General features: G+C 42.7%; 14 protein-coding genes and 1 tRNA gene. 8 read left to right on the top strand and 7 right to left on the bottom strand.

Translation table 11 applies throughout. The features are described 5' to 3' along the window. Nucleotides 1-4: 4 nt before the first annotated feature. From rsgA to rbfA, 4 genes are all read right to left on the bottom strand, one after another. Entirely contained in the window at nt 5-955 is a 951-nt protein-coding gene (gene rsgA, locus D1614_RS08875; protein ID WP_119437844.1) for a ribosome small subunit-dependent GTPase A, read from the bottom strand. A 108-nt stretch (nt 956-1063) separates the two neighbouring features. After that, nucleotides 1064-2092 carry an L-threonine 3-dehydrogenase gene (gene tdh, locus D1614_RS08870; protein ID WP_119437559.1) on the bottom strand — a complete coding sequence of 343 codons (1029 nt, stop codon included), beginning with the start codon at nt 2090-2092 and terminating at the stop codon, nt 1064-1066. A gap of 138 nt (nt 2093-2230) precedes the next feature. Next, entirely contained in the window at nt 2231-3463 is a 1233-nt protein-coding gene (locus D1614_RS08865; RefSeq protein WP_119437558.1) for an ABC transporter permease, read from the bottom strand. 31 nt (nt 3464-3494) lie between these two features. After that, complete coding sequence (gene rbfA / locus D1614_RS08860) at nt 3495-3839, bottom strand: 30S ribosome-binding factor RbfA (RefSeq protein WP_119437557.1); 345 nt, start codon at nt 3837-3839, stop codon at nt 3495-3497. 141 nt (nt 3840-3980) lie between these two features. Here rbfA and mgrA point away from each other — a divergent pair, with 141 nt between their 5' ends. Continuing rightward, nucleotides 3981-4967 (top strand): L-glyceraldehyde 3-phosphate reductase, encoded by a 987-nt coding sequence (gene mgrA, locus D1614_RS08855; protein ID WP_119437556.1) that lies wholly within the window; start codon nt 3981-3983, stop codon nt 4965-4967. Nucleotides 4968-5051: 84 nt separating this feature from the next. Here the strand turns inward: mgrA and D1614_RS25645 are convergent, their stop codons facing one another. Next, on the bottom strand, nt 5052-5219 hold the full coding sequence (locus tag D1614_RS25645; RefSeq protein ID WP_155523334.1) for a hypothetical protein: 168 nt from the start codon (nt 5217-5219) through the stop codon (nt 5052-5054). A gap of 333 nt (nt 5220-5552) precedes the next feature. Beyond that, nucleotides 5553-6572, bottom strand: coding sequence for a phenylalanine--tRNA ligase subunit alpha (pheS, locus tag D1614_RS08850; RefSeq protein ID WP_119437555.1), 1020 nt, complete (start codon nt 6570-6572; stop codon nt 5553-5555). A gap of 136 nt (nt 6573-6708) precedes the next feature. On the opposite strand from pheS, the gene D1614_RS08845 reads away from it, so the two are divergent. From D1614_RS08845 to D1614_RS08830, 4 genes are all read left to right on the top strand, one after another. Beyond that, nucleotides 6709-6783 (top strand) — tRNA-Arg (locus D1614_RS08845). Between the two features lie 538 nt (nt 6784-7321). Continuing rightward, nucleotides 7322-8458: a formylglycine-generating enzyme family protein gene (locus D1614_RS08840; protein ID WP_119437554.1), complete on the top strand. Its 1137-nt coding sequence runs from the start codon at nt 7322-7324 to the stop codon at nt 8456-8458. Nucleotides 8459-8716: 258 nt separating this feature from the next. After that, entirely contained in the window at nt 8717-11179 is a 2463-nt protein-coding gene (gene hypD, locus D1614_RS08835; protein ID WP_119437553.1) for a trans-4-hydroxy-L-proline dehydratase, read from the top strand. A gap of 93 nt (nt 11180-11272) precedes the next feature. Next, the gene (locus D1614_RS08830; RefSeq protein ID WP_119437552.1) at nt 11273-12178 is read left to right on the top strand and encodes a glycyl-radical enzyme activating protein; all 906 of its coding nucleotides are present in this window, start codon (nt 11273-11275) and stop codon (nt 12176-12178) included. 88 nt (nt 12179-12266) lie between these two features. Here the strand turns inward: D1614_RS08830 and D1614_RS08825 are convergent, their stop codons facing one another. Then, nucleotides 12267-12677 (bottom strand): hypothetical protein, encoded by a 411-nt coding sequence (locus D1614_RS08825; protein WP_119437551.1) that lies wholly within the window; start codon nt 12675-12677, stop codon nt 12267-12269. A 210-nt stretch (nt 12678-12887) separates the two neighbouring features. Here D1614_RS08825 and D1614_RS08820 point away from each other — a divergent pair, with 210 nt between their 5' ends. The 3 genes from D1614_RS08820 (at nt 12888) to D1614_RS08810 (ending at nt 16143) form a co-directional block, all read left to right on the top strand. Beyond that, complete coding sequence (locus D1614_RS08820; RefSeq protein ID WP_119437550.1) at nt 12888-14363, top strand: M28 family peptidase; 1476 nt, start codon at nt 12888-12890, stop codon at nt 14361-14363. Nucleotides 14364-14508: 145 nt separating this feature from the next. Then, complete coding sequence (locus D1614_RS08815) at nt 14509-15276, top strand: hypothetical protein (protein WP_119437549.1); 768 nt, start codon at nt 14509-14511, stop codon at nt 15274-15276. Nucleotides 15277-15345: 69 nt separating this feature from the next. After that, entirely contained in the window at nt 15346-16143 is a 798-nt protein-coding gene (locus tag D1614_RS08810) for a DUF2797 domain-containing protein (protein WP_119437548.1), read from the top strand. The last annotated feature ends 68 nt before the right edge of the window (nt 16144-16211 follow it).

Here is a 16211-nt window from a genome sequence, read left to right as displayed (position 1 = left end):
GTTTTTAAAAAGCAGGTCGGTATTTTTCGTCTCCTTCCAAAAGACCCAAATAACTGATAAATCTCGACGGAGCAATTTCTCCATTATCTACCGCTGCCTTAACCGCACAACCCGGTTCGTGCGTGTGCGAACAATTGTTGTATTGACAATTTTTAGAGATTTTGAATATTTCTACAAAATAATGCGAAATTTCCCACGGTTCCATCTCCAGCATACCAAAGGCTTTTATTCCCGGAGTATCGATAATATAGCCGCCAAAATCCAGCTTAAAAAGCTGTGAAAAGGTGGTAGTATGTTTACCGGTTTTGTGCAGATCAGAAATCTCCATGGTTTTAAGGTTTAGCCCAGGTTGGATCAAATTGATCAAGGTTGATTTTCCTACTCCGCTATGCCCGTTTACTACATTTGTTTTGTCTTTAAGGGCATTTTTGAGTTCTTCTACGCCTGCGCCACTACCTGCTGATGTTGTCAGGCATTTATATCCAATATTTTCATAGATCGAAATCAATTCTTCCATTTTTTCCAGTTGTGCGGAATCGTATCTGTCTGTTTTGTTGAAAACCAACATAACCGGTATGCGGTAAGCTTCGGCAGAAGCCAGGTAACGATCGATAAAAGTAGTTGTGGTAACCGGGTAATCGATAGTTGCAATAAGAACTGCCTGATCGATATTCGCCGCAATAATGTGTGCTTGTTTTGAAAGATTTATCGAGCGCCGGATAATGTAGTTCCTTCGCTCCGAAATGGCGCTTATAAGGCCTATTTTAGCCTCTTTCTCGTCGGCAGATACCGATTGCAGGGTGAAGGTTACCCTGTCGCCTACTGTGACGGGATTTGTGTTTTTAATGCCTTTAATGCGAAAGTTCCCTTTGATCTTGCATTCAAAAGTATTTCCCTGTTCGTCCTCAACTGTATACCAGCTTCCCGTAGATTTTATGACCAGTCCTTGTTTCAAAATATTTCTTTTGCTGCAAAGGTAGTCGAAATACCAATTCACCGAAACTCAAATAAAAAGGGGAATCAACTACGACTCCCCTTTAGTATATTTTCACGTGAAACAGTGTTATTCCCAGTCAAGGATAATTTTACCGCATTCACCGCTTTCCATGATGTCAAAAGCCTGTTGAAAATCTTCAGCCTTAAAACGGTGAGTAATAATGGGCGAAATATCTAATCCCGAAGTAAGCATCATTTCCATATGATACCAGGTTTCGTACATTTCACGGCCGTAAATGCCTTTCAGTGTTAATCCTTTAAAAATCAAACGGCTCCAGTTGATTTGGGTACTTTGAGGAAGCAGACCTAAAAGACTGATTTTTCCGCCGTTGTACATGTGGTTAACCATGTCGTTAAAGGCGATGGGAGACCCTGAACATTCCAGACCAATGTCGAAACCACTTATCATATTGTGGGTAGCCATTGCTTCTTTAATGCTTTCTTTGGTTGGATCGATCACGCGCGTGGCGCCCATTTTACGAGCCAAATCACGGCGGTATTTGCTTAAGTCGGTTCCGATAACATTACGGGCACCTGCAAATTTACAGATAGCAACAGCCATGGCTCCGATCGGGCCACCAATCCCTGTAATCAGTACGTCTTCTCCCAAAAGCGGGAACGATAAGGCAGTGTGCGTTGCGTTGCCCAGCGGGTCCATAATGGCCATCATTTCGTCTGAAATACGGTCGTCGATGTGGAGCACGTTTTTAGCCGGCACTGCAATGTATTCAGCAAAACCGCCGTCGCGTTGCACACCAATTCCAATCGTATTGTCACAAATGTGCTGGCGGCCACGGCGGCAGTTACGACAGAATCCACATGAAATATGGCCTTCAACGGTTACGCGTTCACCAACTTTTACACGGTCAACCTCCGAGCCAACTTCCACAACAGTTCCCATGTATTCGTGACCAATAATAACAGGCGTTTTAATGGTTTGCTGGGCCCATTCGTCCCATTTGTAAATATGCAAATCGGTACCGCAAAGGGCTGCTTTTTTTACTTTTAACAATATATCGTTGGGGCCGGGCTTTGGAATTGGTACTTCTTCCATCCACAAACCTCTTTCCGGTTTACTTTTAACAATTGCCTTCATAATCGTATTTAATTGATGTTACTTTTCTTTCTGCAAAAGAATAAAACTTTGTTAAATATTTAGAAAGTAAGTAGTATAAATTTAATTTCTGACCTAAAGTTAGAACAAACAAAGAGCAAATTCGCTGATGAATTTCATCTAATTAATATTTGTTTCGGAGAGATGTTTTTGGGACATGAATTTTACCGGGTACCAGGATGCCAAAAAACCTATTGAGAGGACAGCCAGAAAGGCGAGAATAACGTCACTAAGCATAATGCTAACCGGATAGGCAGAAATTACAAAAGAACCATTTGCGCCGGGAAGTTTTATCAGTTCGAATTCAATCTGAAGCCAGCAAACAAAGATTCCAAGCAATGTTCCGACAGTACCTCCCACAAAAGAAATGATCCAACCTTGGTATAAAAAAATACGGTTTATGTTTTGAGTGGTTAATCCCATACTTTTTAATATCGTAATGTCTTCCTTTTTATCGATATAAAGCATGGTTAAATTGCCGATCATATTCCCTGAGGCAAGCAGCAAAATGAAAATAAGGATAAAGTAAACGGCCCATTTTTCCGATTTCATGGTTTTAAATACCAGGTCGTGCTGTTCTTCCTTGTTTTTCACGTGAAACTTTTCACCTAAAATTCCCTGAATCTTTTTCTGAATTTCATTGATTGAGGCTGAATCGTCCACATCCAATTCAATGGCAGATACTTTATTTCCGCTTTCAAAAAGCTCTTTTGCATACGTATCCGAGACCAGAATATATTGCGCATCAATTTCTTCCAAAACCGAAAAAATGCCTGCTGGATATAAGTAACCATGATTTATGGACCGGGAAGGATTTAATGAAAATTGCCGGCCTTTTTTAGGAACATAAATATCAATAGGATCAAGAAACGAAACTCCTGCGCTAAGGTAGTTGGCAACACCTTGTCCGACGATGGCATAATCGATACCCTGTTTTTCAAAGTAATACGAGCCCTCAGTAAGTAGCTTTTCTATATTGGTGTATTGGTTATAGTTGGCCGGAACGCCTTTCACGGTAGCCGGGTATTGTTGTTTCCCGTACTTTAGCATGGCCACTTCTTCAATTACTTCGGAATACGACACAACCCCGGGAACTTCCTTTATTTTCTGAACGTCAATTTCAGCCGGATCAAACATTTTTCCTTCGGCCGGAGTGATTTTAAGATCCGGATCGAAATCGCTGTAAAAAATGCCTATCAGTTGTGTGAAACCATTCATCACCGAAACGATAATGATTATGGCCATGGCACCCACAACAATTCCTGCCATTGAAATTCCTGATATTATGTTAATAATATTTTGTTTCTTTTTGGAAACCAGGTATCTCTTGGCAATAAAAAATGGTAAGTTCAAAGTAGTATCTGTTGGTAACTATTCGAAGAATTTACACTTTCAGCAGGTTGTCGATGTTTTCAATATAGTCCAGACTGTCGTCGATGTAAAACTCAAGATCAGGAATTACGCGCAGGCTTTTTCCAACCTTTCTACCAAGTTCTCCCCTTAATTGTTTACTGATTAACTGTATTTCTTTCAGTATTTCTTTGGCAAATTCTGAAGGGAAAATACTCAGATAAACACGTGCAATACCCAGGTCTTTGGTAACCCTTACAACGGTTACGCTAATTAATTTTCCTGCAAATTGCGTTTTGTTGACTTTTAATAAAATGTCGGCCATTTCGCGATGGACGAGTTTTGAAATTTTATTTTGACGAGTGCTGAATTGTTCCATGATTGTCTGTTATTGGCTTCAAAATTAATGAAAATGAATGAATACCGGGCTTCTTTCGGGGTGAGTATTCAAAGAACAGCCGATCATTTGAACGAACCCGCGATAAAATGGTTAATTTTAGTACAAATTAAACATTGAATTATGACGTATATCGCAAAAGAAAGTCGTTACAATACCATGAAATACAACCGATGTGGCAAATGGGGGCTTAAACTACCTGCCGTTTCGCTCGGTTTATGGCACAACTTCGGAGGAATTGATGTTTTTGAAAACGGACGGGCAATTCTGCACCGGGCATTCGACCTGGGTATTACGCACTTTGATCTGGCCAATAATTACGGGCCGCCACCGGGATCGGCTGAAGAAAATTTTGGCAAGATTCTGAAACAGGATTTTAAGCCTTACCGCGATGAACTGATTATTTCTACCAAAGCCGGTTATTTAATGTGGCCGGGACCGTATGGAGAGTGGGGAAGTCGCAAGTATGTATTGTCGAGTCTTGATCAGAGTTTGAAGCGAATGGGGCTGGAGTATGTCGATATTTTTTATTCGCACCGTCCCGATCCGGATACGCCGCTGGAAGAAACGATGATGGCACTCGATCAGGCGGTCAGATCCGGGAAGGCTCTTTACGTTGGTATTTCGAATTACCCGGCAGAAATGGCGCGTGAAGCTGCCCGTATTTTAAAGGAATTGGGGACACCTTGCTTAATTCATCAGCCCAAATATTCGATGTTTGAACGGTGGGTGGAGGACGAATTACTGGATGTGCTGGAGCACGAAGGCATTGGTTGTATTCCATTTTCGCCGCTGGCACAGGGACTTTTAACCGATAAATACTTAAACGGAATACCGGAAGGTTCGAGGGCTACCCGCGAAGTGTTTTTAAAGAAAGAGCATGTTGATTCTGCCTACGAAAAAATTGTAAAGTTGAATCAAATTGCGTTGGAACGCGGTCAGTCGTTGGCACAAATGGCTTTGGCGTGGGTTTTAAGAGACAAACGCATCACTTCAGTATTAGTTGGAGCCAGTTCGGTTCGGCAGATCGAAAACAACGTAGAAACGCTTAAAAAGCTCTCATTCTTCGACGAAGAACTGGCCGAGATTGAACGTATTTTGAAAGGATAAATAAAACCGGGAGAAATTGAAAACGCTATAAAACAAGAAAAGCTTGCCAAGTGGCAAGCTTTTCAGTTGTGTATTGTACAGAAATTACATTCCGAGTAATTTTTCTACGGCCCAAAAGAGGCCGAAGATAACTGCCACTCCGGCAATTGCTCCAGCTGCCAAAGTGAACAGCATGTTCATGGGCAACATTTTCTTCTCATTTTCAGTGTCGGTTTTAATGACGATCTGATTCTGATCTGTTTGAGTTTTCATCTGTTTTCTATTTGATATCCAGGATTTTAAAAATTAGATGCTTCTTGTTTGTTTTCTCTCTGTAATCCAATCCCGGATGGTTAAAATCAAGCTCTAAAGCCAATAAAAGACTAAAAAGTATTCAGCAAAGTTAGAACATTCATTTATAACATGCTATATAACATGTGTTAAAAAACAGTTTTGTTAAATTCGTGTTAACGTGATAGTTAGATGAAACAAACGTAATTTTTGGATGAAATGTTGTTTATCGGGGAAGAAATATCTCGAGTTAAAATACAAAAAAAGGAGCCTGTTTAGGACTCCTTTTTCATGCTATATTTTAGTGATTTCTTTCTATGTAGCGGATTCAAATTGCTTTAAAAAGCGAACATCGTTTTCAAAGAAATGACGAATGTCTTTTATGCCGTAACGCAACATCGTAATTCGTTCAATTCCCATTCCAAAGGCAAAACCGGTGTATTTGCGGCTGTCGATGTTACAAAGTTCCAGTACATTCGGATCTACCATTCCGCAGCCTAAAATTTCTAACCAGCCGGTATATTTGCAAACATTACAGCCTTCGCCACCACAAATCGAACAACTTACATCCATTTCGGCACTTGGCTCGGTAAACGGAAAGTACGATGGCCGAAGACGAATTTTGGTATTTTCGCCAAACAACTCTTTTGCAAACTGAAGCAGTGTTTGTTTAAGGTCGGCAAACGAAACATTCTCATCCACATACAGACCTTCTATCTGGTGAAAAATGCAATGTGAACGCGCTGATATGGCTTCGTTTCGGAATACACGTCCCGGGAAAACCATACGGATGGGCGGTTGGGTATGCTCCATCACACGTATTTGTACACTTGAGGTGTGTGTGCGCAACAGCACATCCGGATCTTTTTCGATAAAGAAAGTGTCCTGCATATCGCGCGCCGGGTGCTCAGGAGCAAAGTTCAGCGCAGAAAATACATGCCAGTCGTCTTCGATTTCAGGTCCTTCAGCAACTGTAAAACCAAGACGCGAGAAAATACCCAATATTTCGTTTTTTACCAGCGAAAGCGGGTGACGGGTGCCAAGTTTCATCGGTTCACCCGGCATGGTTAAATCAATGCCCGATAATTCGCTGCCGTTGTTTTCAAAACCTTCTTTGAGTCCGTTTATTTTATCAAGCGCAAATTGCTTAAGTACATTGATTGCTTGTCCAACTTCCTTTTTCTGTTCCGGTGGAACCGTTTTAAAGTCGTTGAATAATTGGCTGATATGGCCTTTTTTGCTGATGTATTTTATACGTAATTCTTCAACTTCTTCCTTACTTGAAGCGACAATTTTATCGATCTCCTCCTGTAATGCTTTGATTTTGTCTAACATTATCCGCTATTTTATTGATCCGCAAAGATAATCATTCAATTCAAAGAATTCCATGGAAGTGGATGCGGATTAAGCAGAATATTCAAGAACGATTTGTGGGAGAATAGGTTTTTGTATATTTTTGCGCCGGAAATTTGGTCCCGTAGTTCAACGGATAGAATAGCAGTTTCCTAAACTGTAGATATGGGTTCGATTCCCGTCGGGACTACCAAAGAGAGGCTATCGGTATAATAAACAATCCGGTAGCCTTATTTTTTTGAACCATAGTCAATTTAGCTTTCTTAAGCAATTAAAAAATCCTACAGAAGTTGTTAAAAAAAATTCCCGATTGTTTTGATTACTCGGAACTTTTTTGTTCATTTGTATCATCGTGCGTTCAGCACGATGTGTGTTTGGGGGTTAACATTAGTAAAAGGGCAGTTGTTGAACTGCCCTTTCTTCTTTTATATGACTCAATACCAATATATTTCATTTTTCAAATACAGGATTAGTGTTTAAGTTTTTTGCGTGCCTTCAAAAAAAGGGCGAATAAATTGACCTGATTTTTCTAAATTCTTAACTTGTATAAGTAGTACTTAATGCGCTGTATATAGACAAAGATGCATTAAGGTAACACATTCATAGGCCGGTCAGGAGGATCGGCCTTCTGTTTAACTATCTAAACTTTTTTTCTAAACCTTGGTTATTTTAGGTTGTGAAGTGAGTCAGCGAGCAGAACATCCATAAATTTAAAGGAGGATTGAACAGAAATGAAGAGAAGATATTCAGTGGTTATTATTGTTTTTCTGCTTCATGCAGGGTGTTCAACGAAACCCAAACAAACGCTTGCCCCGGGAAAAGAGAATATTCAGGATACTCTGGTTTTTGCCGACAAAATGGAATCTTGTTGCGAGGGTGAAGATCTTCCCCGCAGTAAGGGAATTGATTCCGGCACACCGGAAATTGCGCCAGGAGAAGGAGGTTCTGACGGGATGGTTTTCATTGAAGGGGGAGTTTTTGAAATGGGTGCAGATAATGGGCAGGCGCGTCCTGATGAATATCCGAAGCACCCGGTAAGGGTGAAAAGCTTCTGGATGGATGAACACGAAGTTACCAATGCTCAATTCAGCGAATTTGTAAAAGCTACCGGCTATGTAACTGTGGCCGAAAAGGAGGTAGTATTGAAAAATCTTCAACCCGGAAGCATGAACAACGGTTTTGACAAAGACAGTGTCATAAAAGCAGGAGCAATGGTATTTAATCCTCCCGGTCAGGCGGTGCCCTTAAACGATTTTTCGCAATGGTGGGCCTGGACTACAGGAGCGAGTTGGAAGCATCCACAGGGCCCTGGAAGCAACATTGACGGTTTGGAAAACTACCCTGTAGTGCAGGTGTGTTACTACGATGCGCTTGCCTACTGCAAATGGGTAGGAAAGAGACTTCCAACGGAAGCTGAATGGGAATATGCCGCGAGGGGAGGGTTGCAAAACAAGATATATCCCTGGGGAGATGAGCACATTGAAGCCGGAATGCCAAAAGCCAATTCCTGGAACGGACATTTTCCAAACCAGAACACACTGCGCGATGGCTTTTTTACAAGCGCTCCCGTAAAATCATACGCCTCCAATGCCTATGGATTATACGATATGGCCGGAAATGTTTGGGAGTGGACAGCCGATTGGTATGATCCGGGGTATTACAAAACTTTGTCAACTGATAAGGAAACTGTCAATCCGACCGGACCTGCAGAGTCGTCTGGTGTCGAACTGGAAAAAACAATGCGTGGTGGTTCTTTTCTTTGCAACGACAGTTATTGTTCGAGTTACCGGGTTGCAGCCCGCATGCGTGGCGAGGTGAATACCGGAATGAGCCATACCGGTTTTCGTTGTGTAAAAGATGCTCCATAGTTCGTATCCTGATTTTGTTTAACCAATTATATCGTACTGAGCGAGTGGTGTTTATTTGTTCTGATCGGGGTAAAATCTAACAAATAATTTTTTATTTTTACTGTCGCAATAAAAAAACAGTGGCAGTACAGCAACACATATCACATTTACACGATTCGTACCAGTGCCTGTTCGAATGCCGTATGTTCTATGCCTAGTTTTTGCTTCCCCTCTTTTCCTAATCATTTTTATTATTGTTGAATTTAATCAAGTGGTATTATGTCATTTGCTGAAATAAAAACCAAAAAAGCGCCTGAACGCCCCGCCGGAGTAGAAGGTAATTTCTATCAAGCTACCCAAACCCAAAAAATAGGCCCCGGAATGAATGAACGTATTCAGCGCTTGCGTAAACTAAGCGTTGAAACCCAGGAATCGTTGTCTATTGAACGGGCTTTAATTACAACTGCTTTCTATCGTGAGAATTATGGAAAATATTCAGAAGCGGTAATGCGCGCCCTGAATTTCCTGGATATTTGCAAACAAAAAACCATTTATATTGGCAATGGTGAACTCATTGTTGGGGAACGTGGTCCAAAACCAAAATCGGTTCCCACTTTTCCGGAATTAACCTGTCACAGTGTGGAAGATTTTCATGTTTTGAACACACGCGACCAGCAACGTTATACCATCTCGCAGGAAGATATTGATACCTACGAACGCGAGGTTATTCCTTATTGGCAGGGCCGCACGATGCGCGAACGCATTTTCAATCATGTTCCGAATGAATGGAAACGGGCCTACGAAGCCGGTGTTTTTACCGAGTTTATGGAGCAACGCGCTCCTGGTCATACAGCACTGGATGGAACGATCTACCAAAAGGGAATGCTCGACTTTAAACAAGAGATAAATGCACATATTCAACGACTCGATTTTCTGAATGATCCGGAAGCAACCAGCAAACTGGAAGAATTGAAAGCAATGGACATTTCGTGCGATGCTGCTATTGTTTTTGCTGAACGTCATGCTGAGTTGGCTGAGGAAATGGCTAAAACGGAGAAAGATCCGCAACGTGTCGGGGAACTGAAACGCATTGTTGAAGTGTGTCGTTGGGTGCCGGCTCATGCACCCCGAAATATGTGGGAAGCCATTCAGATGTATTGGTTTGTGCATCTCGGAACAGTTACGGAACTGAATGGTTGGGATGCCATGAATCCGGGGCATTTCGATCAGCATTTGCAACCGTTTTATGAAAAAGAGCTTGCTGAAGGTACACTCACCCGCGACCAGGCAAAAGAGCTGATCTCCTGTTTCTGGATAAAAGTGAACAACCACCCGGCGCCGCCAAAAGTAGGAATCACCGCACGCGAAAGCGGAACTTTCAACGACTTTACCAACATCAACATCGGAGGTGTTAAACCAGATGGTACTAACGCGGTTAGCGAGGTTTCGTACATGATGCTGGAAGTGACTGAAGAACTGCACATTCTTCAGCCCGGAAACTCGGTTCATATCAGCAAAGTAACGCCCGATAAATTTCTGAGCGCAGCAGTGCACCTGATTCGTCAGGGCCACGGTTATCCTTCTGTCTTCAATCCTGATACCTACATTCAGGAACTGGTGAACCAGGGAAAGAGTTTGCAAGATGCCCGCGAAGGCGGCTGCAGTGGTTGTATTGAAGTGGGTGCATTTGGTAAAGAAGCTTATTTATTGACAGGTTATTTAAATGTTCCAAAAATTCTGGAGATAACGCTGAATAACGGAATTGATCCGCTAAGCGGAAAAGTTGCCGGTATTGAAACCGGCGATCCTCTGAGTTTCAAAAGCTATGAAGAACTGTATGAAGCATTTCTGAAACAGCTGAATTTTGTCGTCGATCAGAAAGTTCGTGTCAGTAATTACATTGACCAGATGTTTGCCAAATATGCTCCCGCACCTTTTCTTTCCGTGGTGATTGAAGATTGTATCTCGAAGGGAAAAGACTATTACAACGGCGGACCGCGATACAACACCAACTACATTCAATGTACCGGTTTGGGAACGGTTACCGACAGTCTTTCAGTATTAAAAAAACACGTGTTTGAGGATAAAACCTTTACCATGGATACTTTGCTGAATGCCATTGCAAAGAACTATGAAGGCGAAGAAGCCTTGCGTCAAAGAATTCTGAACCGGACACCTTTTTTTGGTAACGACGATGATTATGCCGATGCAATTGCATTGCGCGTTTACAACGATTTGCTGAATGCCATCGAAGGGAAGCCCAATACCAAAGGCGAAGTTTTTCATTTGAATATGCTTTCCACTACTTGTCATGTTTATTTTGGTTTGGTGCTGGGAGCTACTCCCAATGGTCGTTTTTCCGGAAAATCAATTTCCGACGGAACATCGCCATCGCACGGATGCGATACACACGGACCAACCAATGTTATTCGTTCGCTAGGTAAACTCGATCAAACTAAATCGGGGGGAACATTGCTTAACCTGCGTTTTGTACCCAGCCTGTTGAAGCGGGAAAAGGATATGGAAAAACTGGGCCACCTCATTCGTAGTTATTTCTCGTTGGGAGGACATCACATTCAGTTCAACGTGGTGGATACGGCAACACTGCTGGCTGCACAAGCTTGTCCCGAAGATTACCGCGACCTGTTGGTTCGAATGGCCGGTTACAGCGACTATTTTAACGATATGAACGCCGATCTGCAGCAGGAGATTATCGATCGTACAGAGAACGAGGTACTTTAGATATTTTTGTACAGAGTAGTGAGTATTGAGATTAGAATTGACAGAAATATGAAGTCTCATTACTCATTACTCAAAATCTCACTACTTAAATAAATGATTCCACTTATTTTCGATATAAAACGCTACGCCATTAACGATGGCCCGGGAATTCGCATTGCTCTTTACGTTAAAGGCTGTCCGCTGCGCTGCAAATGGTGCCACAACCCCGAAAGCCAGCTGCCTAAAATGCAGAAACTGTATACCGCTTCGAAGTGTATTGGTGCGCAGGATTGTATTGAAATTTGCCCGGAAGATGCATTAACCCTGACTCCAGACGGAATTGTGACGGATGCTGAAAAATGTACACTTTGTGGTTTGTGCGCCGATGCCTGTCCAACAAAGGCGATTGAGATGTCTGGGAAATTGTACAATGCAGTTGAATTAATGCAGATTATTGAACGCGAACGTGTGCACATCGAACACTCAAAAGGCGGAGTAACTTTTTCGGGAGGTGAACCCTTAATGTTTCCCGGGTTTCTGCTTGAAATGCTGCAGGAATGCGGAAAAGCCGGTTTGCACCGTGCGGTGGATACCTGTGGTTTTGCGCCTGCAGAAACATTGCTGGAAGTGGCAAAACACACCGATTTGTTTTTATACGATCTAAAACTAATGGATCCTGTTCAGCATAAAAAATGGACAGGAAAGGATAATCAACTCATTCTTGAAAACCTGGTTAAACTGGCAGAAACAGCTGCTGCAATCAACATTCGGGTTCCGTTCATACAAAATGTGAATACTTCGGAATATGAGGTTTCAAAGATGGCCGAATTTATAGATGCACTACCCGGTGAAACGCCACTTGTGAGTTTGTTACCTTACCACAACATGGCAGCACACAAGTACAACAAACTTGGTTCAAATTACGAAGAGTTGGATATGGCTGAACCTTCCGAAAAGGAAATAGAAAAGGCAATCGAAATATTTAATTCGTACGGGGTGGAAGTAGAGGTTGGGGGATAAAGAGAGGACGGATCAAAAGAAGTGTTTATACTGATTCTGCCGCTTTTGAACCATCCTCCGGACTATCGTTTATAGTGATTTTTCAGAATCATGCAGCTTTGTCTTTTCCCCACGTTGCTACTATTATTAACCCGGTAATGGCAGAAATCGCCAAATAAGCCAGCGTGTCAACAACAATGGCCGAAAGATTCAGGATCACATTGGTCATGGAGTAATACCCCAGATCAATGCTAAGCGCATACAGCGCCCCGATAGTGGCTGCAATTTTAACACCGTCGACAAGTGTTTTGGCACCGGCCCATTTCAAAATGAGTGTGTACATAAGAGCCAATGCCAGGTTGGAAACAATCATGGCCCACCAGATTATTTCGTCTTCAGGAAGATAAATCTCCGTGTTGTAATTGTTCATCGAAAAATCCATCAGCAGGATTCCCCAAACCAGCCAGCCCAGAAAAAAGAAGGCAATAGCACCAAAAATGGTCCCTTTTAAAATTTTCATGTTTTTCGTTTTTATGTTAGCGTATGAAAGTTATGTAAAAGACGCTTTCGTCAGTAAAAGAGCGAGTTAAAAACTATGCTGTGGTGATTTAAGTGCTGGTGTGAACCATCAATTTTCGAACTTGCAATTCAACTATTTTAGATTTTCTATGTCTCAGATACTGTCCGTTCAAAAAATTGTATTTTTAGTCCTTTCGAAAATTTGATATACATGAAAACAGTAACATTCGCCGTCAGTTTGCTATTGCTGACAAGCGTAACCCTTGTAAAAGCGCAGGAAACAACCGATCAGGAGAAAATAAGAAGCACTTTTCATTCCATATCGAGCAACGAGATTCTGGAGTATGTGGAAGAATTAAGCGCACCGCAATACAAAGGGCGTTTATCGGGATCTCCCGAATACCTGGAGGCCGCCGCGTGGTGTGCCGGAAAGTTCCGGGAGTGGGGGATTCAGCCTGCCAACCAAGGAAGTTACTTTCAGTATTTCCAGAATGCATATTCCGAAGTTCCGTCGCTGGGTGAGCTTGTTTATTCAAATGGCAATAAGCGGCAAATTCTGCAATTTCCGGAGGATTACCTGCCGGGTTCCAATTCTGCAAGCGGAACGGTGGAAGCCAACCTGGTTTATGTAGGATACGGTATAACCGCGCCCGAGTTGGGGTACGACGATTATAAAAATGTGGATGTAAAAGGGAAGATAATTGTGCTGGAGCCCGGAATTCCTTACACAAAAAACGATACCACAATGATGAAGTGGACGCCCTATGCAGAGCATCGGTATAAATTCAGAAATGCAGTGAAACACGGTGCAATTGGGATGGTTTACCCAAACCTGATTGCGAACCCGAACACGGTCAACCTGGATGGATTTGTTTATGCGCATGTGAGTCCGGGGTTGGCGGAGCAGATTTTTTCGGATGCAGGAAAGGATTACGCGGAAACAAAAAAACAGCTGCAAAACGGCGAAATTCCTTCGTTTGCCTTTGGCCCAGGGCAAAAAATAAAGATTTCTGCTGAAACCAGGTATTTCCCCGATGCGCAGTCGTGCAACGTAGTGGGATGGATCGAAGGTTCGGACCCGGTTTTGAAAGAAGAAGTGATCATTATCGGAGGTCATCTCGATGGTCAGGGAAAAATGGGAGATGTGGTTTTTCCCAGTGCGCTCGACAATGGCTCGGGTGTGGCTGATATTCTGGGGGCAGCCAAAGCTTTGGCAACTTCTGAAATCAAACCCAAACGCTCCGTTCTGTTTATTCTGATAGGTGGCGAGGAATGTGGCTTGTATGGTTCGAAGTTTTATGCCGAAAATCCGCTCTTTCCAATTTCTAAAACCCGTTTAATGATCAACCTGGATATGGTCGGCAACGGAACAGGATTTTATTTAACGGGTGGTAAAACCTACACCAGCTTGTTCCGGCATTTCGAAACGGCCAATAACGAATGGATACACCGAAAAATGCAAACCAACGAAGTACGGAAAAATTACGGCCGTCCGCGTTCCGATGCTTCCATCTTCGAAAATGCCGGAATCCCTACTTTTGGTTTGTGGACATCGGGCAGTGTTCACCCCGTGTATTATCATCACCCGATGGATAAAACAAATGTGTTGACACCTGAAATTATGGAAGATGCCGCCAAACTGCTTTACCTGGGGGTGATGGGAGTTGCCAACGATGAAACGCTCTGATTTTCTTTGTAGTGTTTGTTCAACTTTTTGGAGATTTGTCTTGTTATCGTTGTAGATTGATCAACAATGAAACGACCATGAGAATCCGTCGGCTGGCGGATATGGGAGTTCCATCTGTTACCCAAAAATAGGCAATTATAAACAGATGAAATCGAAAAAAGAACACTACAAACAATCACTGCTTGACTTGGCCAACAATGAAAATCTTGTGCCCGGTATTTATAACTTTTGCGATCGTTGGTGCGAACGTTGTACCCTGACGCAAAAATGCCTGACTTACCTGCACGAACAGGAGATGAAGGAAGATCAGGATCAGCAGAATCCCGATGCGGAAAACAAGAATTTTTGGGAACAGATTCGGCTGGCCTGGGAAGTTACCATGGAATTGATTGAAGAAGATGCCGGGCGGCTGGGAATCGATCTGGATAGTATTCCCGACGTCGAAATACCGGAACACATTGAAACTCCGCTGGAAGTGAAGGCCAACAACTATGGGACAAAAATGCACAAATGGCTGGAGGCCAACAGCGAATTTATGGCTGAAAAAGCCGAAGAACTGGTAATGATCAACGATGAAGCATCGATTGTCAGATACAAAGATGCACTGGAAGTGATCGAGTGGTATTACTTTTTTATCGGAGCCAAAGTTCACCGTGCGCATCTCGATCTGGAAGAACGTCAAAACGACCCGGATGATGAGTACAACGTTTATTCTGATAACCTGGGGTCGGCTAAAATTGCCATCATTGCCATTGAGCGGTCGATGGATGCCTTGTCGGTTTTTTATGCTGAATGGAAAGAAAAGGAGGATGACATTCTGAATTTTCTCCTAGAACTATCCTCGATCAAAAAGCAATTGCTGCAAGCATTTCCCGGGGTGATGGATTTTAAACGCCCGGGATTCGATGATTAAACACCTACAGACTTTGTATAGTACAAGTTCTGTACTACCTTCACCTCTGAAAAATTTGACTTACATTTTATGCAATACGAAGGCAACATCCTGAAAATGACCACCGAGCTTGCAAGCCCGGTTCACTATAAATTACCTGTGGGCGACCAGCTGGTGGATATGAATGCCCTGATCGGGAAAAATATAAAAATGCAGTTTGACGGGCGGATTAACTGTATCTCGTGCGGAAAGCAAACCAAAACATCGTTTGGCCAGGGATTTTGCTACAACTGCCTGCAAACGGCTCCCGAAGCAAGCGAATCGATCATGCGTCCCGAATTATCGAAATCGCATTTCGGAATGGCGCGCGACATGGAGTGGGCCGAAAAGCACGATCTGATCGATCACTATGTTTACCTGGCTGTTTCAAGTGAACTGAAAGTAGGTGTTACCCGGAATCACCAGGTTCCTACCCGCTGGATCGACCAGGGGGCCAGCTTTGCCATTAAAATTGCGAAAACACCCAACCGTCATATTGCGGGAGTGATCGAGGTGTTTCTGAAAGATCATTTCACCGATAAAACCAATTGGCGGGCCATGTTGAAAAACGAGGTTTTACAGGATTTTGATCTTCCTGCCGAAAAGAAAAAGGTAATGGATCTGTTGCCGGCAGAACTTCGGAAATATGCCGAACCGGATGATGAGGTGATTGCCATTGACTACCCGGTTGAAAAATATCCTGAAAAAATCACCAGTCTTGGGTTCGACAAACAGCCCGTGATTGAAGGAACACTGACCGGTATTAAAGGGCAGTACCTGATACTGGATGAAAACAATGTGTTGAACATGCGTAAACACAACGGCTATTTCATCCGCTTGGAAGTATAAAAAGATGCATTTGTTGGTATTACATGAGTTTTGAATGCTAGAATGCGTGATTGCTTGAATATTCGGCA

Origin of the sequence: Maribellus luteus, assembly GCF_003576475.1 — a bacterium.
Lineage (GTDB): Bacteria > Bacteroidota > Bacteroidia > Bacteroidales > Prolixibacteraceae > Draconibacterium > Draconibacterium luteum.
This window is presented reverse-complemented; position numbering and strand designations above follow the sequence as displayed.